This window comes from Spiroplasma endosymbiont of Dactylopius coccus (assembly GCF_977110965.1).
On sequence record NZ_OZ373019.1, the window covers coordinates 830032 to 856447 of the forward strand.

At 23.8% G+C, this 26416-nt stretch carries 47 protein-coding genes; 7 read left to right on the plus strand and 40 right to left on the minus strand.

Translation table 4 applies throughout. The features are described 5' to 3' along the window. Nucleotides 1-14 precede the first annotated feature (14 nt). The 3 genes from ACXUB0_RS05170 to ACXUB0_RS05180 are packed head-to-tail and all read left to right on the plus strand — an operon-like array spanning nucleotide 15 to nucleotide 2071. Nucleotides 15-767, plus strand: a complete 753-nt coding sequence (locus tag ACXUB0_RS05170) for a segregation/condensation protein A (RefSeq protein WP_252319677.1) — start codon at nucleotides 15-17, stop codon at nucleotides 765-767. Next, on the plus strand, nucleotides 760-1341 hold the full coding sequence (scpB, locus tag ACXUB0_RS05175) for an SMC-Scp complex subunit ScpB (RefSeq protein ID WP_458257978.1): 582 nt from the start codon (nucleotides 760-762) through the stop codon (nucleotides 1339-1341). Before ACXUB0_RS05170 ends, scpB begins: the two co-directional genes overlap by 8 nt. Next, the gene (locus ACXUB0_RS05180; protein ID WP_458258798.1) at nucleotides 1334-2071 is read left to right on the plus strand and encodes a pseudouridine synthase; all 738 of its coding nucleotides are present in this window, start codon (nucleotides 1334-1336) and stop codon (nucleotides 2069-2071) included. The genes scpB and ACXUB0_RS05180 overlap by 8 nt, the downstream gene beginning before the upstream one ends. A 21-nt stretch (nucleotides 2072-2092) precedes the next feature. Here the strand turns inward: ACXUB0_RS05180 and ACXUB0_RS05185 are convergent, their stop codons facing one another. Next, on the minus strand, nucleotides 2093-2437 hold the full coding sequence (locus ACXUB0_RS05185; protein ID WP_458257979.1) for a hypothetical protein: 345 nt from the start codon (nucleotides 2435-2437) through the stop codon (nucleotides 2093-2095). A 711-nt stretch (nucleotides 2438-3148) separates the two neighbouring features. After that, nucleotides 3149-4269, minus strand: a protein-coding gene (locus ACXUB0_RS05190) for an IS3 family transposase (protein ID WP_458257980.1) whose coding sequence is annotated in 2 segments (ribosomal slippage) — nucleotides 3149-4026 and nucleotides 4026-4269 — 1122 coding nt in all. Because the reading frame shifts where the segments join, the coding sequence is not laid out codon by codon here. Between the two features lie 499 nt (nucleotides 4270-4768). Here ACXUB0_RS05190 and ACXUB0_RS05195 point away from each other — a divergent pair. Next, nucleotides 4769-5788 (plus strand): Mbov_0401 family ICE element transposase-like protein, encoded by a 1020-nt coding sequence (locus tag ACXUB0_RS05195; protein ID WP_458258799.1) that lies wholly within the window; start codon nucleotides 4769-4771, stop codon nucleotides 5786-5788. A 1-nt stretch (nucleotide 5789) separates the two neighbouring features. Here ACXUB0_RS05195 and ACXUB0_RS05200 read toward each other — a convergent pair whose 3' ends face one another. From ACXUB0_RS05200 to ACXUB0_RS05220, 5 genes are all read right to left on the minus strand, one after another. Continuing rightward, nucleotides 5790-6251 carry a hypothetical protein gene (locus ACXUB0_RS05200; RefSeq protein ID WP_458257981.1) on the minus strand — a complete coding sequence of 154 codons (462 nt, stop codon included), beginning with the start codon at nucleotides 6249-6251 and terminating at the stop codon, nucleotides 5790-5792. Nucleotides 6252-6804: 553 nt separating this feature from the next. Further along, complete coding sequence (locus ACXUB0_RS05205; protein WP_458257982.1) at nucleotides 6805-7098, minus strand: hypothetical protein; 294 nt, start codon at nucleotides 7096-7098, stop codon at nucleotides 6805-6807. A 195-nt stretch (nucleotides 7099-7293) separates the two neighbouring features. Further along, nucleotides 7294-7983 carry a rolling circle replication-associated protein gene (locus tag ACXUB0_RS05210; protein ID WP_458257983.1) on the minus strand — a complete coding sequence of 230 codons (690 nt, stop codon included), beginning with the start codon at nucleotides 7981-7983 and terminating at the stop codon, nucleotides 7294-7296. 9 nt (nucleotides 7984-7992) lie between these two features. After that, a complete protein-coding gene (locus tag ACXUB0_RS05215; RefSeq protein ID WP_458257984.1) occupies nucleotides 7993-8241 on the minus strand; it encodes a hypothetical protein in 249 nt (82 codons plus the stop codon). Nucleotides 8242-8710: 469 nt separating this feature from the next. Beyond that, entirely contained in the window at nucleotides 8711-8983 is a 273-nt protein-coding gene (locus ACXUB0_RS05220; protein WP_458257985.1) for a hypothetical protein, read from the minus strand. 206 nt (nucleotides 8984-9189) lie between these two features. Between ACXUB0_RS05220 and ACXUB0_RS05225 the strand changes: the two genes are divergently transcribed. Then, nucleotides 9190-9468: a transposase gene (locus ACXUB0_RS05225; protein WP_353306568.1), complete on the plus strand. Its 279-nt coding sequence runs from the start codon at nucleotides 9190-9192 to the stop codon at nucleotides 9466-9468. Between the two features lie 169 nt (nucleotides 9469-9637). Here the strand turns inward: ACXUB0_RS05225 and ACXUB0_RS05230 are convergent, their stop codons facing one another. The 13 genes from ACXUB0_RS05230 to ACXUB0_RS05290 all read right to left on the minus strand — a co-directional run bounded on the left by ACXUB0_RS05230 (nucleotide 9638) and on the right by ACXUB0_RS05290 (nucleotide 15941). Next, complete coding sequence (locus tag ACXUB0_RS05230; RefSeq protein ID WP_458257986.1) at nucleotides 9638-10486, minus strand: hypothetical protein; 849 nt, start codon at nucleotides 10484-10486, stop codon at nucleotides 9638-9640. An 11-nt stretch (nucleotides 10487-10497) separates the two neighbouring features. Beyond that, entirely contained in the window at nucleotides 10498-11556 is a 1059-nt protein-coding gene (locus ACXUB0_RS05235; protein ID WP_458257987.1) for a hypothetical protein, read from the minus strand. 2 nt (nucleotides 11557-11558) lie between these two features. Further along, nucleotides 11559-11750: a hypothetical protein gene (locus ACXUB0_RS05240; protein WP_458257988.1), complete on the minus strand. Its 192-nt coding sequence runs from the start codon at nucleotides 11748-11750 to the stop codon at nucleotides 11559-11561. A 209-nt stretch (nucleotides 11751-11959) separates the two neighbouring features. Beyond that, nucleotides 11960-12283 carry a hypothetical protein gene (locus tag ACXUB0_RS05245; protein ID WP_458257989.1) on the minus strand — a complete coding sequence of 108 codons (324 nt, stop codon included), beginning with the start codon at nucleotides 12281-12283 and terminating at the stop codon, nucleotides 11960-11962. A gap of 12 nt (nucleotides 12284-12295) precedes the next feature. After that, entirely contained in the window at nucleotides 12296-12556 is a 261-nt protein-coding gene (locus ACXUB0_RS05250) for a hypothetical protein (protein ID WP_458257990.1), read from the minus strand. Nucleotides 12557-12591: 35 nt separating this feature from the next. Further along, nucleotides 12592-12792 (minus strand): hypothetical protein, encoded by a 201-nt coding sequence (locus ACXUB0_RS05255; RefSeq protein WP_458257623.1) that lies wholly within the window; start codon nucleotides 12790-12792, stop codon nucleotides 12592-12594. Nucleotide 12793: 1 nt separating this feature from the next. Continuing rightward, on the minus strand, nucleotides 12794-12982 hold the full coding sequence (locus tag ACXUB0_RS05260) for a hypothetical protein (RefSeq protein WP_458257624.1): 189 nt from the start codon (nucleotides 12980-12982) through the stop codon (nucleotides 12794-12796). A 1-nt stretch (nucleotide 12983) separates the two neighbouring features. After that, a complete protein-coding gene (locus ACXUB0_RS05265) occupies nucleotides 12984-13841 on the minus strand; it encodes a hypothetical protein (protein WP_458257991.1) in 858 nt (285 codons plus the stop codon). Nucleotides 13842-13954: 113 nt separating this feature from the next. Then, nucleotides 13955-14098: a hypothetical protein gene (locus tag ACXUB0_RS05270; protein WP_458257992.1), complete on the minus strand. Its 144-nt coding sequence runs from the start codon at nucleotides 14096-14098 to the stop codon at nucleotides 13955-13957. A 2-nt stretch (nucleotides 14099-14100) separates the two neighbouring features. After that, the gene (locus tag ACXUB0_RS05275; RefSeq protein ID WP_458257993.1) at nucleotides 14101-14223 is read right to left on the minus strand and encodes a hypothetical protein; all 123 of its coding nucleotides are present in this window, start codon (nucleotides 14221-14223) and stop codon (nucleotides 14101-14103) included. After that, a complete protein-coding gene (locus tag ACXUB0_RS05280) occupies nucleotides 14213-14416 on the minus strand; it encodes a hypothetical protein (protein WP_458257994.1) in 204 nt (67 codons plus the stop codon). Before ACXUB0_RS05280 ends, ACXUB0_RS05275 begins: the two co-directional genes overlap by 11 nt. Before the next feature lie 60 nt (nucleotides 14417-14476). Continuing rightward, on the minus strand, nucleotides 14477-14752 hold the full coding sequence (locus ACXUB0_RS05285) for a hypothetical protein (protein ID WP_281748222.1): 276 nt from the start codon (nucleotides 14750-14752) through the stop codon (nucleotides 14477-14479). A gap of 229 nt (nucleotides 14753-14981) precedes the next feature. Continuing rightward, a complete protein-coding gene (locus ACXUB0_RS05290; RefSeq protein WP_458257995.1) occupies nucleotides 14982-15941 on the minus strand; it encodes a rolling circle replication-associated protein in 960 nt (319 codons plus the stop codon). Nucleotides 15942-16111: 170 nt separating this feature from the next. Between ACXUB0_RS05290 and ACXUB0_RS05295 the strand changes: the two genes are divergently transcribed. Next, nucleotides 16112-16831 carry an IS3 family transposase gene (locus ACXUB0_RS05295; protein WP_458257996.1) on the plus strand — a complete coding sequence of 240 codons (720 nt, stop codon included), beginning with the start codon at nucleotides 16112-16114 and terminating at the stop codon, nucleotides 16829-16831. On the opposite strand, the gene ACXUB0_RS05300 is transcribed toward ACXUB0_RS05295, so the two are convergent. The 20 genes from ACXUB0_RS05300 to ACXUB0_RS05395 form a co-directional block, all read right to left on the minus strand. Further along, nucleotides 16787-17086: a hypothetical protein gene (locus tag ACXUB0_RS05300; protein WP_458257997.1), complete on the minus strand. Its 300-nt coding sequence runs from the start codon at nucleotides 17084-17086 to the stop codon at nucleotides 16787-16789. The genes ACXUB0_RS05295 and ACXUB0_RS05300 overlap by 45 nt on opposite strands. After that, nucleotides 17086-17337 carry a hypothetical protein gene (locus ACXUB0_RS05305; RefSeq protein ID WP_174481476.1) on the minus strand — a complete coding sequence of 84 codons (252 nt, stop codon included), beginning with the start codon at nucleotides 17335-17337 and terminating at the stop codon, nucleotides 17086-17088. Before ACXUB0_RS05305 ends, ACXUB0_RS05300 begins: the two co-directional genes overlap by 1 nt. Before the next feature lie 9 nt (nucleotides 17338-17346). Further along, on the minus strand, nucleotides 17347-18408 hold the full coding sequence (locus tag ACXUB0_RS05310) for a hypothetical protein (protein WP_458257998.1): 1062 nt from the start codon (nucleotides 18406-18408) through the stop codon (nucleotides 17347-17349). Between the two features lie 2 nt (nucleotides 18409-18410). After that, the gene (locus ACXUB0_RS05315; protein WP_458257999.1) at nucleotides 18411-18602 is read right to left on the minus strand and encodes a hypothetical protein; all 192 of its coding nucleotides are present in this window, start codon (nucleotides 18600-18602) and stop codon (nucleotides 18411-18413) included. A gap of 208 nt (nucleotides 18603-18810) precedes the next feature. Continuing rightward, nucleotides 18811-19149 (minus strand): hypothetical protein, encoded by a 339-nt coding sequence (locus tag ACXUB0_RS05320; RefSeq protein WP_458258000.1) that lies wholly within the window; start codon nucleotides 19147-19149, stop codon nucleotides 18811-18813. Nucleotides 19150-19219: 70 nt separating this feature from the next. Next, complete coding sequence (locus tag ACXUB0_RS05325; protein ID WP_458258001.1) at nucleotides 19220-19414, minus strand: hypothetical protein; 195 nt, start codon at nucleotides 19412-19414, stop codon at nucleotides 19220-19222. A 22-nt stretch (nucleotides 19415-19436) separates the two neighbouring features. Then, entirely contained in the window at nucleotides 19437-19643 is a 207-nt protein-coding gene (locus ACXUB0_RS05330) for a hypothetical protein (protein ID WP_174480363.1), read from the minus strand. A gap of 1 nt (nucleotide 19644) precedes the next feature. Then, nucleotides 19645-19878 carry a hypothetical protein gene (locus ACXUB0_RS05335; RefSeq protein WP_458258002.1) on the minus strand — a complete coding sequence of 78 codons (234 nt, stop codon included), beginning with the start codon at nucleotides 19876-19878 and terminating at the stop codon, nucleotides 19645-19647. Beyond that, on the minus strand, nucleotides 19878-20003 hold the full coding sequence (locus tag ACXUB0_RS05340) for a hypothetical protein (protein ID WP_458257636.1): 126 nt from the start codon (nucleotides 20001-20003) through the stop codon (nucleotides 19878-19880). The genes ACXUB0_RS05335 and ACXUB0_RS05340 overlap by 1 nt, the downstream gene beginning before the upstream one ends. A gap of 15 nt (nucleotides 20004-20018) precedes the next feature. Further along, complete coding sequence (locus tag ACXUB0_RS05345) at nucleotides 20019-20216, minus strand: hypothetical protein (RefSeq protein ID WP_458258003.1); 198 nt, start codon at nucleotides 20214-20216, stop codon at nucleotides 20019-20021. A gap of 446 nt (nucleotides 20217-20662) precedes the next feature. Then, nucleotides 20663-21520 carry a hypothetical protein gene (locus ACXUB0_RS05350; RefSeq protein WP_458258004.1) on the minus strand — a complete coding sequence of 286 codons (858 nt, stop codon included), beginning with the start codon at nucleotides 21518-21520 and terminating at the stop codon, nucleotides 20663-20665. Nucleotides 21521-21777: 257 nt separating this feature from the next. Further along, on the minus strand, nucleotides 21778-21921 hold the full coding sequence (locus tag ACXUB0_RS05355) for a hypothetical protein (RefSeq protein WP_458258005.1): 144 nt from the start codon (nucleotides 21919-21921) through the stop codon (nucleotides 21778-21780). Between the two features lie 2 nt (nucleotides 21922-21923). Beyond that, complete coding sequence (locus tag ACXUB0_RS05360; protein WP_458257573.1) at nucleotides 21924-22046, minus strand: hypothetical protein; 123 nt, start codon at nucleotides 22044-22046, stop codon at nucleotides 21924-21926. Beyond that, complete coding sequence (locus ACXUB0_RS05365; protein WP_458258006.1) at nucleotides 22036-22239, minus strand: hypothetical protein; 204 nt, start codon at nucleotides 22237-22239, stop codon at nucleotides 22036-22038. Before ACXUB0_RS05365 ends, ACXUB0_RS05360 begins: the two co-directional genes overlap by 11 nt. Nucleotides 22240-22297: 58 nt before the next feature. After that, a complete protein-coding gene (locus ACXUB0_RS05370) occupies nucleotides 22298-22573 on the minus strand; it encodes a hypothetical protein (RefSeq protein WP_281748222.1) in 276 nt (91 codons plus the stop codon). A gap of 222 nt (nucleotides 22574-22795) precedes the next feature. Continuing rightward, nucleotides 22796-23110, minus strand: a complete 315-nt coding sequence (locus ACXUB0_RS05375; RefSeq protein ID WP_458258007.1) for a hypothetical protein — start codon at nucleotides 23108-23110, stop codon at nucleotides 22796-22798. A 4-nt stretch (nucleotides 23111-23114) separates the two neighbouring features. Continuing rightward, a complete protein-coding gene (locus ACXUB0_RS05380) occupies nucleotides 23115-23363 on the minus strand; it encodes a hypothetical protein (RefSeq protein WP_458258008.1) in 249 nt (82 codons plus the stop codon). Nucleotides 23364-23556: 193 nt separating this feature from the next. Continuing rightward, a complete protein-coding gene (locus tag ACXUB0_RS05385; protein ID WP_458258009.1) occupies nucleotides 23557-23979 on the minus strand; it encodes a rolling circle replication-associated protein in 423 nt (140 codons plus the stop codon). 325 nt (nucleotides 23980-24304) lie between these two features. Continuing rightward, entirely contained in the window at nucleotides 24305-24709 is a 405-nt protein-coding gene (locus ACXUB0_RS05390; protein WP_458257568.1) for a hypothetical protein, read from the minus strand. A 325-nt stretch (nucleotides 24710-25034) separates the two neighbouring features. Further along, a complete protein-coding gene (locus ACXUB0_RS05395; RefSeq protein ID WP_458258010.1) occupies nucleotides 25035-25343 on the minus strand; it encodes a hypothetical protein in 309 nt (102 codons plus the stop codon). A 222-nt stretch (nucleotides 25344-25565) separates the two neighbouring features. On the opposite strand from ACXUB0_RS05395, the gene ACXUB0_RS05400 reads away from it, so the two are divergent. Then, entirely contained in the window at nucleotides 25566-26372 is an 807-nt protein-coding gene (locus ACXUB0_RS05400; protein ID WP_458258011.1) for an ABC transporter ATP-binding protein, read from the plus strand. The last annotated feature ends 44 nt before the right edge of the window (nucleotides 26373-26416 follow it).

Consider the following 26416-nt stretch of genomic DNA (forward strand, 5'->3'; position numbering starts at 1 on the left):
AGGGAACGAGAATAATGTTACAACCAGTAATTACAATTGAATCTTTTCAAGGACCAATGGATTTGCTTTTGCATTTAATTAAAGAAAAAAATATTGATATTTTAGATTTAAATCTAAATGATGTTACTAACCAATATGTTCATTTTATTAATGAAGAATTAATTAAAAACATTGATTTAGTGAGTGAATATTTACCGATTGCTGCTTATTTATTAGAATTGCAATCAAAACAATTATTACCAAAACAAGAACTAGTAGTAGATAGTGCTTATGAAAATGAAGTTAATCGTCAAAAATTAATTGCTCGTTTATTAGAATATAAAAAATTTAAAGAAATAAGTAATTATTTTAAAGAACAGGCTGTATATAGAACCCAATTATTAACAAAAGCACCTAGTGATTTAAAAACATATTTAGTTGATGAAATTACACCAATTTTGGTAAAAAATAATGTTAATAAACTAACACAAGCAATGTTAAATTTATTTAATAGATTACAAAATGAAAATAAATTACCAGTTAATTTAGCATTAAACTTAATTTCAGCTGAAGATCGCGCTAAAGAAATTAAACAGTTACTGAAAAAAAATCCCAAGCAACACTTTACTTTAGAACAATTATTTTTTACTAAAACATTAACTTTACATTATTTTATTATTACTTTTATTGCAATTTTAGATCTTGCAAATCATCAAATGTTACATATTATACAAACTAATACTTTTACTGAAATTACAGTAATTTATCGAGGTGAGAAAAATGAATAATTGCAATTGAAAAACAAACGAAAGATTAGCAGTTTTACAAGGTTTATTATTTATTGCTGGCAATGAAGGCCTTGATTTATTAACGCTTGCTGAATATTTAGAATTAACAAAAAAACCAAAAACTGTTGAAAATTTAATTGTATCTTTACAAATGAAATTAAATGATGATGATACCAGCGGTTTAAGTTTAATTAAAGTTGGTAATATTTATAAATTAACAACAAAACCTATTCATTATAATCGTTATCAAGTATTAAAACAACAACCTTTAATACGTTTATCACAAGCAGCTTTAGAAACACTTGCTATTATTGCTTATAATCATCCAGTTACTAAACCACAAATTGAAGATATTCGTGGTGTAAATTGTGATTCTATTATTTTTAAACTAAAAAGTTTAAATTTAATTACCGAGATTGGTCGTAGTGAATTACCAGGAAAACCAATTTTATATGATTTAACTGATGAATTTATGGATCATTTTAATATCGAATCTTTAACTCAATTACCAACTTTGCCCCAATTTAATAACCAAAATGATGAACAAGAAATCTACAACTTTACTAATGAATAATGATTTAGAACGCTTGCAAAAAGTTATTGCTAATTCTGGAGTATGTTCACGACGAAAAGCAGAATTACTAATTATTAATGGGCAAGTAACAGTTAATGGGCAAATTATTACAACGTTAGGTTTTAAAGTTACAAGTAGTGATATTATTAAGGTTAATAATCAAATTATTCAACAATCCAATCATATTTATTTAGTATTTTATAAACCACCCAATTGTTTAACAACAGTAAGTGATCCTAAAAATCGACCAACGGTAATGAATTATTTTACTAATATTAATAGTAGAATTTACCCAGTCGGTCGTTTAGATTTTGATACTTCAGGTTTGTTGTTAATGACTAATGATGGTGAATTTACTAATGCTATTATTCATCCTCGTTATAAAATAGATAAGGTATATGAAGTATTGGCAAGTGGTATTTTGTCATCAAATGCTATTAAAAAACTACAAGACGGTATTATTTTATCAACTTCATTTACAACTTCTCCTGCTATTGTTAAAATAATTTATAAAAATATAAAAAAAGAAAATACTTTACTACATCTCACTATTCATGAAGGACAAAATCAACAAGTTAAACGTATGATTAAAGCAGTAGGAAGTAGAGTAATTACTTTAAAGCGTTTACAAGTTGCTAATATTACTTTAAAAGGTTTAACAATGGGTGAATATCGTTATTTGACAGAAGAAGAAGTAACAACATTGATGAAATTGAGTCAAAAGAGTTAAAATAAAAGAATAATTTATTTTTTAAATATAACAACTTTTTATATTTTCTGGGTTTGTCTTTATATCAAAAACCTTATTTATTTCAATAATATTATCAGCAAAATCTTTTGCTGTTTTTATTTCGTCTTGTAATTTTTTATTTGTAATAATATCATTTTTAAAATTTTTCAGTATTTCAATAAGATTATTTAAGTTTTGAAATTTATTTATTTCTTTAGCAATAGCGTATTTTTGTTTTTCACAGATTTTAATACCGATATCTATTCAATCTTGTAATTTTTTTATTTTTCATTTTTGATTTGGAGTTATTAATGATGGATTTTGATAATTGTTAATTGCATGATACATGCTTGTGTTAAAAACCATTATTCTTAATCCATTATTACTTAATTCTTGGTGAAAATATTTATTTAAGTTACCTTTATTATTTAAAAGATAATTAATAGCATTATGTGTTCCGCGATCTCAATTTCTTAGAACCTGTTTAGGATCTTTTTTAACTTATTTTTGATTAAATTAATATCATAAATGTTATTTTATAGTTGAAAAATAAATTTTTAATCGATAAGTTGTCAAATGATAAAATCTTTTTAACAAAAAAATGACAAAGAAAATAAAATGTTAATTAACTGTCAGGTTAGAAATAATTATTCCCTTTTTTAGTTTAATTATGTTTAAAAGATTCCAAACAGGTTCTTATAATTTTTTGAAAAAAAATCAACTTTGTATTATTGGATTTATAGGTCTTTGACTTTGAAGAATAAAATATTTAACACTTCTGAAACGAATACTTTCTGATGTAGCTAGAATTACTCCTATTAATGAGCATTTAATTTGATTTTCATTTAAGTTAGAATTTGTTAACAATAAAAAATCATTATGTATTGTTTGTCAAGAATAATTATTATGTGCCTGGAGTCCATTACTTACTACATAACTTCCTACAAAAGGTAAAGATTGGCAAAAAATATTTTTTATATTAGGATTTATTAATGTGCTATCTTCAAAATAATAATAAGTTGTTTCAAAAGTAAACCCTTGTAGGTATAAACTTTGGAATGGCAACCTTTTTTAGGACTATTTTTTGGTAGACATTTGTTGTTGGTATTTAACTGGAGTTAAGTAGTTTAAAGTGTTGTGAATTCTTATGTTGTTGTATCAATTGATGTAATCAAATAATTCTAATTTTAATTGGATTAATGATGTAAAATTTTTATCATTAATAAATTCAGTTTTGAAAGTTTTAAAAGTTGCTTCAGCAACAGCATTGTCATAAGGACAGCCTTTTTTGCTTAAAGATCTAGTTATGTTGAATGCTAATAAAAGTTTATCAATCATTTTATTGTTAAATTCATTACCGCGATCACTATGAAATATTTGGATATCTTTTAAACAGCGATTTGATTGCATAAATGCTTGATATACTAGTAATGCATCTTTTTTAACCCCAACACTATGTCCAATAATTTCTCGGTTAAATAGGTCTATTAATAGGCAAATATAGTTTCATTTACCATTAACTTGAACGTAAGTTAAATCACTAACAATAACTTCATTTTTAACCCTATTATTAAAGTTTCTATTAACAAGATTGGTTATTTGACTATCATTGACTTTATTATGATGATTTTTGAATGATAATTTAGTGTATTTTGATATTAAATTATGCTTATTCATAATTTCTTTAATTTTTCTGCGTGATAAATAAATTTCTTGGTTTTCTAAAATTTTTTTTAATCTTCTAGTACCATAAACTTCTTTATTTTCTTTAAAAGCACTAATAACAGCTTCATCATACATATTATTTTTGATTTTATTTTCTTTTTTCTTTAAGTTAAAATAATATGTTGATTTAGATATTTTCAAAAAACGACACATTGTGCGAATTTTATATTTAACTTTATTTTTAGCAATAATTTCTACTTTCTGCCTATTATTAGTGCTGCTTGCTTTAAAATATCATTTTCCATTCTTAATTGTTTTAATTCTTTTCTTAATTTAATTAATTCATTTTCTTCAACAGAACGATTATCTTTAGTTTTAAAACTACCTGAATTAGTAAATTGCTTAATTCAATTATAAGTAGCTGCTCTTGTAACATTGTACTCTTTAGCAAGACAAGACACTGACTTACCGCTTTGATATAAAGCTACTATTTGTTTTTTAAATTCATCTGAATATGAGTTAATATTGGCCATAATTATACTTCCTTTCTTTTCACTAATTTGTTCACTTGTCTACGTAATTAGTGTCCAATAAAGTGTAACCCATCCAAAAATAAATTATTAATATAATTTATTATATTTTAACACTTTAAATTTATGTAAATTAAAATTAATAATTGGTGCAGAAACAGATTAGGAGAATTAAATATGAGTTTTAATTATAAATGAAATTTTAGAACCTGTTTGGAATCTTTTAAACATAATTAAACTAAAAAAGGGAATAATTATTTCTAACCTGACAGTTAATTAACATTTTATTTTCTTTGTCATTTTTTTGTTAAAAAGATTTTATCATTTGACAACTTATCGATTAAAAATTTATTTTTCAACTATAAAATAACATTTATGATATTAATTTAATCAAAAATAAGTTAAAAAAGATCCTAAACAGGTTCTTAGATAGCAAAATGCAAAAATTGATAAATTAGTTTTAGACCATATAACAAAGAAATGAGAAAAACTAGATTGAAGAATAAAAAATACAAGAGATAAAAAGAAATATAAAATTGTTGATTTTCAATATCGAACAAGAAAAATATTACATGGAATGGTAACTTATAAAAGAAGAATTTATGAATATTTTGATGAAAAATTACAAAAATGAGTTCGTATTTGTTTAGTCGATGAAATACTAGAACTACCAAAATATAAAAGAATAGGTGAAGATATTGAACAAACTATTATTGAATATTTTGCTGATGGAAAAAAATACAGAGATATTTGAGATATTATAAAAAAAGCAAATATTAGTCTTAGTTCTATTCATAGAGTTTTTAAAAATTTAGAAGTAATTGAAACAAATCCAGTAAAAGTAAAATTAGAAAAAAATCAGCCTATTTTTGTAGCAATTGATGATGGGCACCGAAAATTTTGAAATTTTAAACGTAAAGGTACAAAACATTCTATGCGATTAATAGTAACATATACAGATAATATTAATCACAAAGTCCAAAATAAAAGAGTAAAAGTTATTATAAGACCAACAAAAACAGCAATTGGTGTTAAAAAAACTGCTGAATTTGTTAAAGAACATTGTCAAAAATTTTATGAAAATATTGAACAAGCAAAAATAATTATTTGTGGTGATAGTGCAGGATGAATTAAAGAAGTTGCTGATTATTTAGGTGCACAATTTGTTTTAGATAAATTCCATTTAATTAGAACATTATATCTTGGAATAATGGCTGGAAATAAAGGAAAATATTTAAAAGAATATAATCACTGTAAAAATTTAATTAATAATGGTCAATATGAACAATTAATTGATTATTTATATAAAGAATTAGATAATCATAAAAAATTAAAGAAAAAGTATTTTAAAAATAATAAACAAGGTATTGAAAATCAAGGTGCAAAGTGAAATATAGGTTGTTTTACTGAAACTAATATTTGACATGTTTTAAAAGAAATGCTTGGTAATAGAACATATAATATTAGTATTTACATTAAAATGGTTATTTTCAAATGTAATAAAATAAATTTAGAAACATAATTTAATGAATGTAATAATTACTTATTATTTCACAATTTGCAATAGCATCTCAAAAATTATTATTTTTTATTTTTCTTTTTAAACCAATAATTAAGAATGTTAATGACAAAATTATAGAGACAAAAATCGGAACTACAATTGTAGAAAAAATAACTGCAATTTTTAACCATAATAAAGGATAACTATAATAATTATCAATAATATATTCATTTCCAAAATCTTTAAAAGAAATATTATTATTGGTTAATATGTAATATCAACTATATTTACTTCACAAAGTAAAACCATTATATTCATATATTAAACGTTTTGTATTTTTAAATAAATAATTATTTTTAACAGTTACTACTTCTTTTCCGTGAAATAAACCAAGTAATAATAGTCCATTAATTATAATTAAAACAGTTAAAATAAATAGTGATACAGTTATTAACTGTAATTTTTTCAGTGTTTTAATTTTCATCTTTAAATTCTCCTTAGAACCTGTTTGGAATCTTTTAAACATAATTAAACTAAAAAAGGGAATAATTATTTCTAACCTGACAGTTAATTAACATTTTATTTTCTTTGTCATTTTTTTGTTAAAAAGATTTTATCATTTGACAACTTATCGATTAAAAATTTATTTTTCAACTATAAAATAACATTTATGATATTAATTTAATCAAAAATAAGTTAAAAAAGATCCTAAACAGGTTCTTAAATATTACTTAATAAGTTTAACACTTACTAAACTTAATTATAAGTATTTTAGTTGTATTATCTTTTAAAAAATAGTAAGATGAATGTACAATTTCATAAAAATCCAAATTATTTCTTGTCTAAAATATAATAAGACTACAACGATTTAATTTATTCCGGATTTTTGACAATCTCCCTAATTTTCTTATCTATAATTTTAAAATTGTTATTTAATTCTTGTTGTTTCTTTAAAAATTCATCAACTCTATTCATCATACATCTATCACACATATATTGAGTTAATCATAATCTCTTACTACAATATTTACATCTCATTACTTTTTCTTTTCTACAATAGAATTAATATCAACAATTTTACCTTCTCATGAAATTTCAACATCATAATAAAGACCAATTTCAATTATCATTTTAGACAATTTTATTGATAAATCACTATTAGCAAGAACTCATTTGTCCTTTGATTTTTCACCAGTAGCAACTTTTATACCTTTATTTGTTTCATAAAACGGCGAAAATGTAAGAACAGTATAATTATTATCCTTACCTTTATTGTCTTTAATAATTTTGTCAGTTTGTCAATCTGATAGTTGACATAAAAAATTTTGCATAAATGCTTAACCTCCCGATATTTAAGTTACTAAATGTAACTAAGTTAAGATAACAAAAGTATCTTAATTATAAATATACATAAAATAAAAAAATTGTCAATAAATATGAAAAAATAGATATTAGTAAAAATATCGGGTAATTACTAATATCCACTAACCATTATATATATATATATATATATATACAAGTGTTTTCTATAAAATTAATGTAAAATTCCTTTCTTGCTTTCAATAAATATTTTTTTCAACTTTATTACCAAAAACTTTATCTAAAAAATTCAACAATTTTTCTTTTTTAAATGTCCATGGGTCAAACTGCTTAACCGCATTTCTACAACGTACACTATCAATTGAAATATAATTATTATAATCAGTAAAACTATCATTTTTAATAGTAGTATCAAAACTACCACCAAAAAGCATAGTACGACCAAAAGTATCAATCTTTTTCTTAAAAAACATTGAATTTATTGCCTTAATTGAAGCGTCAATTAAACGTTGATACAACATTACTTTTTGACCTTTAATAACCTTAGGTCAAGTACAATTACGTGAAAAAGCATAAGCACGAACACCTAAATCAAACATATTTTGAGATTTCATATTATTTTGAACTTTAACAACATATTTTGTTAAATACTTAACTACATTTTCATTAGTACCTTTTTGAACAACTTTTACATCATTAATACCAAATGGTCATCATTGTGGCAACATACTTTTATGTATTTTTCTATTAAAAAGTATATGAAAATGAACTGCTCCACGTTTTTGATACTCATAAACATAAAGATATTTTAATTCACCTAAATATTTTGCACGTTTAGGATTATTTCATCACTTTTTCAAACGCTTAAAAAATAAAGAAATATGATATTTTGCCAATTTAACATCTTACATATTATCAGCATAAGTTAAAGTAACAAAACTTAAAACTTTACTATCATAAAAATTATGATAAGCACGATGAATAAGATTAGTTTTAGTACGAATAGTACTATTTTTCAATTTCTTATCATTAATTCCTAAATTTTTAATACCTTGACCATTACGTTTATTACTTAAAATTGCTTCCATAGGTAAAACTACATTTTTAACATAACAACCATAAAATGTTTTTTTAATATAAAAATTTTCTTCCATATATAAAACTCCCAAGATTTATTATTAATTTTACATATTATTATTAATTAATATATTATCACAAAAAAATAAAAATTATTTAAAAATAAAAACTCGGGGGTGAATTGTGTTACTTAATTGAATTGTGTTACTTAATATAGGGGCTTTGCCCCTAGTTGCTTCGCAACTCACCCCAGTGGCGTAAACGCCACGGCCAACCAACCAAGGTTCTGGTTGGCTCCGACCAATAATATAGGTTTACTCTATTTTAACATCTTTCTTATTTTTCTTAGAACCTGTTTAGGATCTTTTTTAACTTATTTTTGATTAAATTAATATCATAAATGTTATTTTATAGTTGAAAAATAAATTTTTAATCGATAAGTTGTCAAATGATAAAATCTTTTTAACAAAAAAATGACAAAGAAAATAAAATGTTAATTAACTGTCAGGTTAGAAATAATTATTCCCTTTTTTAGTTTAATTATGTTTAAAAGATTCCAAACAGGTTCTTAGAATATTTATTTTTATAATAACAAGTACGGCATACAGTATTTTCAGTTTCTTTCTTTTCAGTTTGTAATATATTATCCAACTTATCTAATCCTACTGCTCTAATATCATCAACAGTAAAATCTAATGCTTGTGATTGTTCATAGTCTTTAACAATACTTAATTCACTCTTTAACGAATGAATATAATTTAAAGCACGACTATTATATCTTTGTAAATAAGACCTAGGAAATCATAAACTAAAAGTCATAGTTTCACCACTATAACTAGGTGGTAATCCACCACGTTTAATTATTCGCTTTGTTTGTCTTTTAGATAATACAACTTTATTATAATCATCAACATTAGTATAAATATTTAGTTTAAACTTAACTAAAAATTGGATGGGTTACACTTTATTGGACACTAATTACGTAGACAAGTGAACAAATTAGTGAAAAGAAAGGAAGTATAATTATGGCCAATATTAACTCATATTCAGATGAATTTAAAAAACAAATAGTAGCTTTATATCAAAGCGGTAAGTCAGTGTCTTGTCTTGCTAAAGAGTACAATGTTACAAGAGCAGCTACTTATAATTGAATTAAGCAATTTACTAATTCAGGTAGTTTTAAAACTAAAGATAATCGTTCTGTTGAAGAAAATGAATTAATTAAATTAAGAAAAGAATTAAAACAATTAAGAATGGAAAATGATATTTTAAAGCAAGCAGCACTAATAATAGGCAGAAAGTAGAAATTATTGCTAAAAATAAAGTTAAATATAAAATTCGCACAATGTGTCGTTTTTTGAAAATATCCAAGTAATAGGGGCTTTGCCCCTCGTTGCTTCGCAACTCACCCCAGCGGGGATAAACCCCGCGACCAACCCAACAAAAGGTTCTTTGTTGGTTCTGGTCATTTTTTTAATTTTTATCTCCCTTTTTCTTTAAAATATTATCCAATTTATCTAAACCAGCAGATTTAATATCACTATAAGTCATATCTATACTACTTGCTTCTTTAAGGTATTTCTTAGGTGACAATTCACTTTTAAGTTCATGCACATAATGTAAAGCACGTGAATTATACCTCTTTAATCAATGTCTAGGAAAAAACAAAGTCATAACCATTGCTTCACCGTTATAACTAGGAGGCATAATACCTCTTTTAATCATTTTTTTAGTTTTTCTACGACTAAAAACTACTTTATTATAATCATCAACATTAGTATATAAATTAATATTAAATACAACAAAAAATAATAAAACACGCATTCTTTTAACTTGAACAACATATTCTACTTTTTCTCTTGCTTGTACTGGTATTCTATTAGGATGTTGTTCAATCAAATACATTGTACCATTAAACATATGACCTATTAACTTACAAAATTGTCCTAAACTTTCTTGTTGATTTTTAAACTGCATTCCTAAATCATTAGAATTTATCTTCAATGCTAATTCATCTAAAATTATTAAATCTTGTTCTTCAAAAGCATAATTACTTGCTAACTGATTAAAAGTAAAAACATCATTATAATTAACCAAATAAGAATAACCAGTCTTTAATTTAATAGGAAAAGGACTAACTACTCGTTTCTTATGAGTTTGTGCTAAACAACAAGCAAGAGCAGATTTACCAGTACGTGGTGGTGCTGAAATAATATAACTACCTACACGTTTTAAAATTTTAACATTACGAATAGTTATAAGAATTGGATAAATAATTATAATCAAACCTATAACTAATAACACATAACCATATCAAGGCATTATTTCAACTCCTAACCTATAATTAAACTAATTGCTCTAACAAATAATCATAAAGGTATAATATTTTCTATTCCACTAACAATATCAACATTTAAAGCAGTACTAATAGTATCTGAAAAAATATGCCGTAATAAACTATCTGTTGTAAAAAGAAAACGTCTTAATGGTTCAACGGGTAAAACTTTACCAACAACTCCATAAAGTACTCATCTAAAAGCATTACGTAAATGACCAAAAACATCATATCAACTTGGTCTTTCATATTCAGGATTAAAAGGACTATTTGGTGGCACTGGAGTTATATTTTCACTTGAAAAAATATTAACTTGACCAAAAAAAACATCTGGTGAAAAAATTGGTCTAATTGATTGACCATGAATATCAAAAAATACTGTTAAATGTCTTAAATTTGGAACACGAATAGGCATAGTAACAAAATTATATAAATCTTGCTGATAAATATCATTATCAACTTTACCTTTAAAAACATATTTTGTATCACCAACATTATTTAAAAAACTAAAAGTAAAATGAGCAGTAAAAGTTTTAAAATCATGATAAGAAAAATAAAACATAAAACCTTGAATATAAAAACTTAAAGGTTTATCAATTTCAAAATTTAACTGTGTTTGAAAATTTATAATACTTTTACCAGTATTAAGAAAACCTAAATAATTAACATTATCATTTGAAACATAATTATGATTAAACATAATACGTGAAAAGTCATCTAATTGTTTTCTATTAAAAGTATAAACACCAGTTCCCATCCTTACCACTTGTGGTAAAACACCAACTGTATCACTAAAATAACGACATGTATAAATACCCTCACCATTTCCAATAAATTCACCACTTACTAATTTTAAATCTGGTTGGTCAACATCAAAATAAGCAGAATTTCATGGAATTGTTGCTCAATCATCAAAATTATGATATTTAACATGTTTAACCATTTCTTTTGTAATATCATAATTAACAACATTAGGGTCATTTGAAGCAATTAAACTAGTTGGTGCTTGAACAGAAGTATTTACAACAAAAAATAATTTAGCAAACTTAAATCACATAATTATTTACCAAAAAAAATTTTTAAAACTATCCAAAAACCATAAAACATAATAAATCCAATAAAAAACTGAGTTCCATAAACTACTAAATTTCATAAAATAGTAGTAAATTGGTCAACTGGACTACCTATAAACATAGTTCAATAATCAACTATACATTTATGAATTTGATTATATATCTCTAAAACACTCATAACTAACACCTACCCAAATAATGACCTAAAAATAAATTTAATACTACGATAAATAAAATTAAAAAATACACCTAATACCAACCAAAAAGTCAAATTAAACAAAATATAAACTTCATTAGTAATATTTGGTTGATTTAAAAATATTTGAATATCTCTACTAGAAAATATAAAAATAAAATGCAATATACTAACTACAAAATTAGACATAACTATTTACCTACAAACTTTCCTTTTTTATTTTCAATACCCTTTGCCTTATTTCTTAAACGCTTTCTTTCATGTTGTTTAGCAATTTGCTTTCCAACAAATTTTGAACTACCCTTAATATTTTTATAACTTTGCTTTACAGTCCCCGATGTAGAAACTGGTTGAATATCAATATTTAAAAAAACTGACATAGCAAACTTTATTAAAAGAATGAAAACAACAAAAGTACCTAAATTAAAACCTAAATCTGCCATTGGCAAATTTCAAAATTTCATAAAAATTTCTCCAAATATTTCTAAAACTTTTGAAATAAAAGCAACACCCATAATAAACTACTCCTATATTATTTTTAATAATTTTAAAATTAAAGAAAAAGTAAAAAGTACTAAAACAATTGCTAATAATGGTGCTGGCATTGAAATTATATGTTGTGAATTATCACCAAAAATAAAACTTTTAATAACCAAAGATAAATTATGCAAACCAGAAAAATCAGTAATATAACTTTGCAAAATATTTTGCACAATATTATTTAAAGAAGGTAAAAGTTTACCTAATAAAGGAAAAACAAAAATTATTGCAAAAAATAATTTAATCATAACCATTACCTCCTAAAAATAAGTTTCTTTTTTTTCTATCTAAACCCCCTAATAATATGTCCTATAAATTCTTTAATAAACACTAATACCATCATAAATATTGGAATTAAAACCGGTCAATTTGTCATAATAGAATCACCAGCAAATACTCAATTAAATACATAACTAAAAGATTCTAATAACTTTTGACCAATACCTCCAATCATATCGATTAAAGCACTAAGTCCTTTTGGCATACTAATCACCTCCCTCCTCTAATTCTTTTCTTGCTCTTTCTTTACGTTTTTGTTCTTTACAATATCAACAATCGGGTTCAATTACTTCATGTTTTTTATGTTTAAATTTTCAAACTAACTTTTTAATAGAATCTTTAAAAAATCAAAAAGTACCTAACACAGCAATTATCACAACTATTCATTTAACCATTTTAAACACCACCTAACGTATAAGCATAAGAATAATCCCAATTTAAACTTGCTCTATCTAAATTAATCTCCGACATACTATCATCATTTAAATTAACATCAACCATACTGTCATTTGTACTTTGATAATCATTAACACTAGCATTAATTAATCTTGCTCTTTCATCAGTAAATACTTCTTGTAATTCTGTATTATTATGTGTATTTCTTAACGGTAACAATAAAGTATTTATAATCTCACTTGCACCGGCAATAATCGTAGGAATAGCAAAATAATTATTAAAATTATTATTAATACCCATAGCAACACCACTACTAATTAAACAACCACCAGTACCCGTATTCGCTATTTTACGTATAATTTCAAATCTATTAGGTATTAATTCAGTTAAACCACTAATAACATTTGCTATACCAAAACTATTTAAAGATATATAAGTATCTCAGTCTACAAAAGGTTTATTAACTATTGGACTAGGTGTTGGTATTGGGGTAGGAATTGGTGGTGGTGTAGGACAAGGTGGTCAAAAACATGGTTCATCTCTTAATAAAAAAACTGACTTATCTACATAATTAACAAACTTAGCATAATTAACTAAACCAATTGTTCCTAATCCTAAAAATATCTTTTTATAACTATTAATAACTTTATTTTTAGTAGTTGGTCTTTGATTAATATTTCATATATCAATTGCCAACTTCTTACTAAATAACAAAGAATTAATAGAACCTAAAATTGGGTCTTTCAAATATTGACCATAATAAGTACTAACTCCAACCATAGCACTTAATGGACTTAATCCTGTTCTTAAAATTTTAGTTAAAGTATAATTACTAGTTTGTTCTAACTCATTAGGCATAAATAAAACTCCTTACTTTATTAATAAGGAGCATATTTATACTAATTTGTATAACATGGGAGCAAAGTACACAAAAAAGTATATATATGCTCCCTATTTAGTTTTTTTTAATACTATTTTAAACGTTTAATATTAGTTTTAAATTTCTCTTCATCTTTACGAAGATAATTAAAAGAATGTAAAAGCAAAGTTTGAAATTTAACTAAATCATTAACAATAATTTCTAATTCTTCAATACGTTTTTCTAAATCTTGCATTTTTATTTACCACCTTGATTTTTTTTATTTTCTTTTCTTATTCGTTCCATTTCATTAGCAACTCTATAACACATTTCACAACCAAATACTCGTTCATAAGTTCAATCACTACATTTATGTCTCATAATTTAACTTACTTTCTTGTTGTCTCATTGCCTTATTTAAAGCAATATCTAATATACAATTTGGACAATAATAATTTTTAGTATATAAGTTTTGTAAAACTCTTTTGGGACAAATAACTTGGTCACAAAGTTTACACATATAAATTGCTAAATGAAATGCTTGTTCACATGAACAATTATCATTTTTAACCATAATTTAAACTTAACTCCTAACATATTAATAATTATTTAAAATTACCCTTTTAATAAATAACTATTTTCAATTAGAAAGTTTTTTAATATTACCGCTTAAATCAAGTTCAAGTGAATAAAAATTACCAACTTTTAAATCAACAGTAGATAAACAATTATTAAAATCACTAGCAAATTCCGGATTATATCATTTATCACGTGTTTGACCAGTTGGCACGCTTGTTTGTTTATTTATTTCTACAAACTTCAAAACATCAAACTTTAATGTTTGACCTTTATTATTTTTATCGGGAATAATACGCCCTTTTTCAATATTAACTAATTGAACTTTAAACATAAAAAAACTTAACCTCCGATGAAACGACTAATAAAGTCAGATTAAGATGTGGGTAAACCATCTTATCTATAAATATACAGATATTTATATATATTTCAAGTAAAAACAAAAAAAACATCAAAGTAAAGTAAAATCTTCATCGGTGACTTTAAATTACTTTGACATTAAACATTATATATATATATATATATATATACAAGTAAAAATATAGAAAAAAATAGTTTTTTTTCTAATGTAAAACTTTTTTCTTAAAATCTATTTTTTCAACTTTATTACCAAAAACTTTATCAACCCAAGTCAAAACATCTTTATCTCTTTGAATTAAATAACCTATTTCACTAGTCCGTAAATAATGCTTATGTGATAAAGCACTTAAATATGCATATTTTTCGTAATCTTCATAATCTTTAAAATAATCATTTACAACAGTACTTTCAATAATACCACCAATCATAACAGTATCACCATTACTATCTCTTTGAGTTTTAAAATAAAATACATTTGTAGCACTAAAACTTGCTTTAATGATATCTCCAATTGTCAATTTCTTAATACCACGAACTATAATAGGATTTTTACAATTACGACTAAAAGCATATGCTTTTATACCTACATCCTCTTGATTTAAAGATTTAGCATCATCTAATGATTTTGTAACATATTTACCTAAATATTTAATAACAAACTCATTTGTACCTTTACGAACAACTCTTAAATCAATACCCTTAGCATTTCCAGCATGTGGTCATCAATCACGTATCATATTATATGGTATCTTTCTATTAAAAATTATATGAAAATGAACTGCACCACGTTCTTGATATTCATAAACATACATATATTTTAATTCACCCATATATTTAGCACGCTTAGGGTCATTTCATCATTTTTTTAATTTAAGAAAAAATAAACGAATATCTTTTTTTGATTGTTTAACATCTTGCATATTTTCAGCATAAGTTAAAGTAACAAAACTTAACATATTACTATTATAAAAATTATGTAATGCTTTTTGAATTAAATTAGTTTTAGTGCGAACAGTACTATTTCTCAATTTTTGTTTATTACCAACATAACATTTACCTTTTTTATTTCCAATATTATTTAAAAAAGAAATAGGTAAAACTACATTTTTAACATAACAAGCATAAAAAATCTTTTTAACATAAAAATCTTGTTGAATATCCATATATAAAACTCCGATGAAACACTACTTTAAAGTAGCAAATTTTATATTTTAATAACAAACAAATCTTATCATAAAAAAATATAAAAACAAACATAAAACAAAAACGTTACTTAACTAAATCAACATATTATTTTAACTTAAAGAAAAAAGAAAATAAAATCAAAAATAATATGTATGATGAAGCTGTTATTAGTGCTTTTAAAGAAAATAAAGAAGTTTATGGTACTAGAAGATTAAAAAAAATTTTAGAAAACCAAGAAATTTATTTATCACGCAGAAAAATTAAAGAAATTATGAATAAGCATAATTTAATATCAAAATACACTAAATTATCATTCAAAAATCATCATAATAAAGTCAATAATAGTCAAATAACCAATCTTGTTAATAGAAACTTTAATAATAGGGTTAAAAATGAAGTTATTGTTAGTGATTTAACTTACGTTCAAGTTAATGGTAAATGAAACTATATTTGCCTATTAATAGACCTATTTAACCGAGAAATTATTGGACATAGGTTGGTTAAAAAAGATGCATTACTAGTATATCAAGCATTTATGCAATCAAATCGCTGTTTAAAAGATATCCAAATATTTCATAGTGATCGAGGTAATGAATTTAACAATAAAATTATTAATAATCTTTTATTAGCATTCAATATTACTCGATCTTTAAGCAAAAAAGGTTGTCCTTATGATAATGCTGTTGCTGAAGCAACTTTTAAAACTTTCAAAACTGAATTTATTAATGATAAAAATTTTACATCATTAATCCAATTAAAATTAGAATTATTTGATTATATCAATTGATACAACAACATAAGAATCCACAGCACTTTAAACTACTTAACTCCTATCAAATATCAAGAACAAGTGTCTACCAAAAAATAGTCCTAAAAAGTGTTGCCATTCCAAACAACGATAACTATATTCATTAAGAACTTTAATAGGAATAGGACTTACTACTCTACCTTTGTGTTTTTGTGCTAAACAACATGCAAGAGCAGATTTACCAGTACGTGGTGGTGCTGAAATAATATAACTACCTACACGTTGTAATATCTTTATATTTTTTCTAGTTATTAAAAATGGATAAAGTATTATTAATAATATAACTCCTAAAAGTAAATAACCATATCAAGGCATTATTTAACCACCTTACTTTTATTTTTAAACTTATTTTTAATTCAAAAACAAAACTCTACAAAATATGAACTTAAAATAAAGGGAAAAATAAAATCAAAAAAGAAAATTAAAATTTTTGAACCAAAACTAGCATTTTCAAAAAATAACTTTAATTTGTCTACATCAAAATCAAAAAATAACGCAGTAAGCGATGATATTAAAAAACAAAAAATAACTCCACTACAAATTTCAAATAAATCTTTCTTTTTCATAATAAACTCCTAACCAACTAAAAATCCTACTGCTTTTAAAAATACTCATAAAGTTAAAACTTGTTCTAAACCACTAGTAAAATCAACATTTAAAACAGAACTAATAGTATCATCAAAAATACGTCTCAATAATCCGTCAAGTTTAGCAAAAAATTCTCTTAAAGGTTCAACGGGTAAAACTTTACCAACAACACCATAAAGTACTCATCTAAAAGCATTACGCAATTGACCAAAAACATCATATCAACTAACTCGTTCATACTCAGGATTAAAAGGACTATTTGGTGGAACTGGTGTTACTTTCTCACTTGAAAAAATATTAACTTGACCAAATAAAACATCTGGTGAAATAGTTAAATCTGTAGTTCCGTGAATATCAAAAAATACAGTTAAATGTCTTAAATTTGGAACACGCACCGGCATAGATATAAAATTATATAAATCTTGACTAAAAGTAGTATTATCAATTGCACCTTTAAAAACATATTTAGTATCACCAACATAATCTAAAAAACTAAAAGAAAAATCACCAGTAAATGTAGAAAAACCCTCATAACTAAAATAAAACATAAAACCTTGAATATAAAAACTTAAAGGTTTATCAATTTCAAAATTTAATTCAAAACGTAAACTCAAAGGTTTAGCTCAACGATTTACATTATAAATAAGAATTTGATTTTTTTTGCCATATTGAATAAAATTATGATTAAACATAATACGAGAAATGTCATCTAACTGATATCTCTTAAAAGAATAAACACCAGTTCCAGTATTAAGTGTTGTCTTTTTAACACCTACAACATCACTTCGATATTCAACATCCAAATCATTCTCTACACCACCTATAATTTCACCACTTACTAATTTTAAATCCGGTTGGTCAATGTCAAAATAAGCAGAATTTCATGGAATTGTTGCTCAATCATCAAAATTATTATATTTAACATACTTAACCATATCTTTTGTAATATCATAATTAACAACATTAGGGTCATTTGAAACAATTAAACTAGTGAGTGCTTGAACAGAAGTATTTACAACAAAAAATAATTTAGCAAACTTAAATCACATAATTATTTACCAAATAAACATTTTAAAATTCACCATGAACCATAAAACAAAACAAATCCAATAAAAAATTGAGTTCCATAAACCACTAAATTTCATAAAATAGTAGTAAAATCATCAACTGGATTACCTATAAACATAGTTCAATAATCAACTATACATTGATGTATTTTATTGTAAATTTCTAAAACATTCATACTTAACACCTACCCAAACAATGACCTAAAAACAAATTTAATAGTACGATAAATAAAATTAAAAATACACCTAATACCAATCAAAAAGTCAAATTAAACAAAATATAAACTTCATTAGTAATGTTTGGTTGATTTAAAAATATACCAATATCATTACTAGAAAATATAAAAATAAAATGCAATATACTCAAAACAAAATTAGACATAACTATTCACCATATTTAAGCCTTACATAATTAGCACGTCGTTCCATTCTTTCTTTAACTTCTTTTTGTTCCAATTTTCTTAAATGATGTTTGGCAATACTTGTACCAACAACATTATTTACATTACTAGCAAAACGACCAATGGTTTTAACATTACGTCCTAATGCTAATGTTGGTAACATTAATTCAGGTAAAATAACCCTAAATGCAAATCTAAGCAAAATCAAAAATATCATCAACGTACCCAAATTAAAACCTAAATCACCAAGTGGAAAACTAAAAAACTTCATAAAAATTGAAGCAAATAATTGCATAACAGTTGTAATAAAAGTTATAAACATAATTTCACATCCTAATGTCTTGTAAATCTAAATAATCCTAAAATTAAATAAAATACAAAACTAACATTTATTAAAGCAAGAATAGGCAAAGGTAAAGTATATAAACTATCATAAAAAACGACTTAATAAAAAGTGTCACAGTATGTAATCCAGCAAAAGAACTTAAATACTGCATATAAATAGTTTGTAACAAAGCATTAACAACTGGCAAAATTTTACCTAATAAAGGTAAAACAAAAACCAAACTAAAAAATAACTTTACCATTTGCTTACTTCCTTTCTAATTACTAATGTGTTCCATGAATAATATGTCCCACAAATTGTTTGATAAACACTAATACCATAAATACAATTGAAATTAACACTGGTCAATTTGTAAGTGTTCCACCATCGCCAGTAGTAAATACTCAACCAAAAATATAAGTAAAAGCATTTAATAATTGTTGGCCAACACCACCAATCATATTTAATAATGCTGATAATCCAGCAGGCATATTAATCACCCCCTTTCTCTAATTCTTTTTGTTGTTTTTCCATTTCTAATTTACGTTTCTTCTTTTCAAAATCTTTACGACAAAAAATACAATCAGGCTCACTATCATTCTCCTTTATATGTTTTCTATGTTTATATTTTTCTATACCCTCACGTATTCAATTTCTACAAAACCAAAGAATTAAATAAAACCCACCAATATATAAAGCATATTTTATAATCTCCTTAAAATCCATTATTTATCAACTCCTAACAACTTATTAAAATTCATATTTTCACTTAATCTCTGTTCAAAATTTCTTTTTGCCTTTTTCTTATGCAACTTTTGTCTTGGCATATTTTTTCATTTATCTTTTTTCATAAATTAATTCACTCCTTATAAAATAAATGTTTTTATCATTTTATTTTGTTCGCTAATTTTTGGCATTTCATTATTAATTTCTAATAATTTATTTTGAAATTCTAATGTTTGTTTTAATTCTTTTATTTGATTGTTTAAATTTTCAAATTTTCTTTCTAATTTTTGTTTTTCATATCTTTTTCTTTCTACTTTTAAATAATTTTTCTTAATCAATTTATTTTCTTTTCTTTTAAAAACCCAATTTGTTATTTTATTTTTAATATTATTTCATGGAATACGAACATAACCTATAACAATACTGATTAAAATAGATAATGGTTTAATTGCAACAATCCCTAAAAGTATAATGTTAGAACCTGTTTAGGATCTTTTTTAACTTATTTTTGATTAAATTAATATCATAAATGTTATTTTATAGTTGAAAAATAAATTTTTAATCGATAAGTTGTCAAATGATAAAATCTTTTTAACAAAAAAATGACAAAGAAAATAAAATGTTAATTAACTGTCAGGTTAGAAATAATTATTCCCTTTTTTAGTTTAATTATGTTTAAAAGATTCCAAACAGGTTCTTAGGAAATAATCCTAAAAATATACTAAATGTAATACATCCAGTTAATACCATAAATTTTAAAATTCATCACATATATATTTTCACTTTAAACACCACCTAACGTATAAACATAAGAATAATCCCAATTTAAACTTGCTCTATCTAAATTAATCTCCGACATATTATCATCATTTAAATCAACATCAACCATACCGTCATCTGTACTTTGATAATCATTAACACTAGCATTAATTAATCTTGCTCTTTCATCAGTAAATACTTCTTGTAATTCTGTATTATTATGTGTATTTCTTAACGGTAACAATAAAGTATTTATAATCTCACTTGCACCGGCAATTATCGTAAGTATTGCATAAGCATTATTAAAATCATTATTAATACCCATAGCAACCCCACTACTAATCAAACAACCACCAGTACCCGTATTCGCTATTTTACGTATAGTTTCAAATCTATTAGGTATTAATTCAGTTAAACCACTAATAACATTTGCTATACCAAAACTATTTAAAGATATATAAGTATCTCAGTCTACAAAAGGTTTATTAACTATTGGACTAGGTGTTGGTATTGGGGTAGGAATTGGTGGTGGTGTAGGACAAGGTGGTCAAAAACAAGGTTCATCTCTTAATAAAGAAACTGACTTATCTACATACTGAACAAACTTAGCATAATTAATTAAACCAATTGTTCCTAATCCTAATAAGATTTTTTTAAAACTATTAATTACTTTAGTTTTAGTATTTGGTCTTTGATTAATATTCCATATATCAATTCCTAACTTTTTACTAAATAACAAAGAATTAATAGAACCTAAAATTGGGTCTTTTAAATATTGACCATAATAAGCACTAACTCCTACCATAGCACTTAATGGACTTAATCCAGTTCTTAAAATTTTACTTAAAGTATAATTACTAGTTTGTTCTAACTCATTAGGCATGTTTACTGTCTCCTCTATTTTTCACTTAATCTTTTTAAAATCTCTTGCAAATGCTTATCTTCCTTAGCATCTCTAAACGCTTTATCAATTAACATATAGTCATATTTAAACTGTTTCCTTTTTTCCATAAATAAAACTCCTTACTTTATATACTAATAAGGAGCATATTTATACTAATTTGTATAACATGGGAGCAAAGTACACAAAAAAGTATATATATATATATATATATGCTCCCTATTTAGTTTTTTTTAATACTATTTTAAACGTTTAATATTATTTTTAAATTTCTCTTCATCTTTACTAAGATAATTAAAAGAATGTAAAATTAAAGTTTGAAATTTAACTAAATCATTAACAATAATTTCTAATTCTTCAATACGTTTTTCTAAATCTTGCATTTTTATTTACCACCTTGATTTTTTTTATTTTGTTTTCTTATTCGTTCCATTTCATTAGCAACTCTGTAACACATTTCACAACCATATACTCGTTCATAAGTTCAATCACTACATTTATGTCTCATAATTTAACTTACTTTCTTGTTGTCTCATTGCCTTATTTAAAGCAATATCTAATATACAATTTGGACAATAATATTTTCCAGTATATAAATTTTGTAAAACTCTTTTAGGACAAATAACTTGGTCACAAAGTTTACACATATACCTTGCTAAATGAAATGCTTGTTCACATGAACAATTATTATTTTTAGCCATAATTTAAAATTAACTCCTAACATAAATAATTATTTAAAATTACCCTTTTAATAAATAACTATTTTCAATTAGAAAGTTTTTTAATATTACCGCTTAAATCAAGTTCAAGTGAATAAAAATTACCAACTTTTAAATCAACAGTAGATAAACAATTATTAAAATCACTAGCAAATTCCGGATTATATCATTTATCACGTGTTTGGCCAGTTGGCACGCTTGTTTGCTTATTTATTTCTACAAATTTCAAAACATCAAACTTTAATGTTTGACCTTTATTATTTTTATCGGGAATAATACGCCCTTTTTCAATATTAACTAATTGAACTTTAAACATAAAAAAACTCAACTCCTAGCCGTAATGTATCTAAAAATACATATATTGAGTATAGTAGGGTAAACCTATACTTATTAGTAATATAACACAAAATTATAAAAATACAATAAAAATAAAAAAATTGGCTAATGTACACGGCTAGGTAATACATTAACCTATTAAGCATTATATATATATATATATATATATACAAGTAAAATTATAAAAAAAATATTTTTTTTCCTAATGTAAAAATCTTTTCTTAAAATCTATTTTTTCAACTTTATTACCAAAAACTTTTTCTGTCCAAGTCAAAACATCTTTATCTTTTTGAATTAAATAACCAATTTCACTAATCCGTAAATAATGCTTATGCGATAAAGCACTTAAATATACATATCGTTCGTAATCTTCATACTCTTTAAAATAATCATTTACAATAGTACTTTCAATAATACCACCAATCATAACAGTATCACCATTACTATCTTTTTGAGTTTTAAAATAAAATACATTCGTTGCATTAAAACTTGCTTTAATTATATCTCCAATTGTCAATCTCTTAATACCACGAACTATAAATAGAATTTTTACAATTACGACTAAAAGCATATGCTTTTATACCAACATCTTCTTGATTTAAAGATTTAACATCATCTAATGCTTTTGTAACATATTTACCTAAATATTTAATAACAAACTCATTTGTACCTTTACGAACAACTCTCAAATCAATACCCTTAGCATTTCCAGCATGTGGTCATCAATCAATTATCATACTGTAAGAACCTGTTTGGAATCTTTTAAACATAATTAAACTAAAAAAGGGAATAATTATTTCTAACCTGACAGTTAATTAACATTTTATTTTCTTTGTCATTTTTTTGTTAAAAAGATTTTATCATTTGACAACTTATCGATTAAAAATTTATTTTTCAACTATAAAATAACATTTATGATATTAATTTAATCAAAAATAAGTTAAAAAAGATCCTAAACAGGTTCTAAGGTATTTTACGATTAAACAATATATGAAAATGTACTGCTCCACGAGTTTGATATTCATAAACATAAAAATGTTTTAATTCACCTAGATATTTAGAACGTTTAGGGTCATTTCATCATTTCTTTAATTTAAGAAAAAATAAACGAATATCTTTTTTTGCTTTTCTAATATCTTGCATATTATCTTTATAAGTTAAAGTAAGAAAACTTAACATTTGACTATCACAAAAATTATGTAATGCTTTTTGTATCAAATTAGTTTTAGTACGAGAAGTATTATTTCTTAACTTTTGTTTATTACCAACATAAGATTTACCCCTAATATTTCCAACATTACTTAAAAAAGAAACAGGTAAAATTACATTTTTAACATAAGAAGCATAAAAAACTTTTTTAATATAAAAATATTGCTGAATATCCATATATAAAAAACCTAGCCATTCATTTATTTTATATATTTAATAACAAACAAATCTTAACATAAAAAATTATAAAAGCAAACACAAAACAAAAATTGTCATTATTTAGTAAAAATTTCCTATTAGTTATCGAGTAATAATTTCCCAAAAGTGAAGTTATTTATATAACTTATAATTAATAATAATTCGATTTAAAACAGCCCTAAAAAGGGCTGTTTATTTTTTGAATACTAAACATATAAATTTTTAAATCGTTTGAATATGAGCAAATTTGGTGCCTTAAAATTCATTTTAAATACATAAAGATATTGCAATTGCAATATCTTTTTTATAATTTTAGTGATTTTATTTTAAAACCCTTATAATTTTTATTTTCAAAGCTATTAATTTCAACTTCATCAAACTTTTTTATTTTTAACTTTTCTAAATTTTTGTTATAAATTTCCATTTTTAAATTTGATATTTTTTTTAATTCTTCTTTTATTGAATTAAATTTAATTTCAAAATAATTTACTTTTTGAGAAATAATTCTATGTTCATTTTCATATTTTCTTATTTCATTTCTTATTTTTAATTCATTTTTATTGTTAATATCTTGATTTGTTAAACAAGATATTTTTTTATTTATTTCTTTTTCTTTTCTTTTTTCATTATCTAGCTTTTTCTCCAAACTTCTAAATTCATTACTTAACTTAGAAATTTGATTTTGACTTTCTTGTAATTGTTTATCCATATATTAAAAATCCTTTCAAAATTAGAAACCTAATTGTTTTATTTTTAAACAATTAGGTTTCTAAAACTATTTTTAATTCATATTTATTATATTCATTAAAAATTGGTTTGTAAATAAAAAAGTTCCTATATGAAAACAAGGAACTAAATTTTTAGGGGTTATTTAGAATTTGTGTTTATTTAACAGTGTAACTTTCCAAAATAATTTAATTTTTGATAAATATTTTTGGGAAATTTTCACTCGATATTGACAACACAAAACAAAAATGATACTTAATGTGTTGTTATTAATAATTATTTAAATTTTTATATAAAAATATTTAAAATTAGAAAATTGTGCATGGTGGACAACATTTTTTACCATATTGCATATTAATTAATTCTTCTGAATTTATACTATTTATATCATAATTAGTTATTAGAAAAGTACTATCTTTTAAATATTGATCTTCATTATTTAACTGTTGGATGTTAAAATTAAATTCTAGATTTCCATTTTCAATTTCATCTAAATCTTCTTCATAATCTACTAATAATTTTTGTTTTAAGTTAATAATTTTTTCATTGATTAAAGCAATTTCTTTTAATACCTTTTCTTTATTATTAAGACTAAAATTTTTGTTAAATGGATTCAAACTTTTTTTAATTTTTTTATTTCTTTTTTTTGTGCATTTTTTTTCATAATTTTCTCCTTTTTTAAAAATAAAAACTCATTTACTTTTTATGAAAATAATGAGTAAAAACCTAATGAAGTTTACATTATATTATATAATATTTTAATTTTTATATCTTAAAAAACAAGTAATATTTATGTAGTAATTATGATAAAATTATAAAGTTATAGGAAGGAAGTAATTATGATTAAAGATAAAAAAAATAATGTTGAAATCATTAATGTCAGTAAAAACTATGATAGTAATGAAGTCATTAAAAATGTTAGTCTGAATATTGCTATTGGTGCCAAAATTGGTATTGTTGGCCCCAATGGTACTGGAAAAACAACATTATGTGAAATGATTTCCCAACTTCGTAAACCAACAACGGGTACTATTAATATTAAATCTGATTTAAAAATAGGCATGCAATTACAAGAAACTAAATTTCCTCGTGGTTTAACTGGTTGAGATATGGCCCAATATTATATGAGAGCTTATCGTTTAAATAAGTATGTTGAAGACATTCAAAAGTTATTGTACTATTTGGACGCCGAAGCATTTATTAATAAACCTATTATTACTTTATCGGGTGGTCAACAACAAAAAATAAATATTTTATTAGCATTAATTGTTGAACCGGATTTATTAATTTTAGATGAATTAGCTACGGGATTAGATTTAGAGGTACGTGAGCGAATTTATGAATTACTAGAAAAAGAAGTTTTTATTAAACGTAATCTTTCAGTATTAATTGTTTCACATAATATGCAAGAAATTGAACGTTTTTGTCAACAAATTATCTTCATGTTTGAAGGTTCAATTATTAGTATAAATGATGTTAAAACTGTTGTTAAAGAATATGGAAGTATTGAAGAATATGTTAAAACTAAATTTAAAGAATATAAAATAGGTATGTATGATAGCGAAGCGTTATTAAAAAGATTAGGAGGGGAAAATAATGAAAAATGAGCTAAGTCTTGAAAAAAACACCTTAAAAAACAAAAATAACGATTGATCTCTTCTTAATTTATTTTGAAGTTATTTAAAACGTA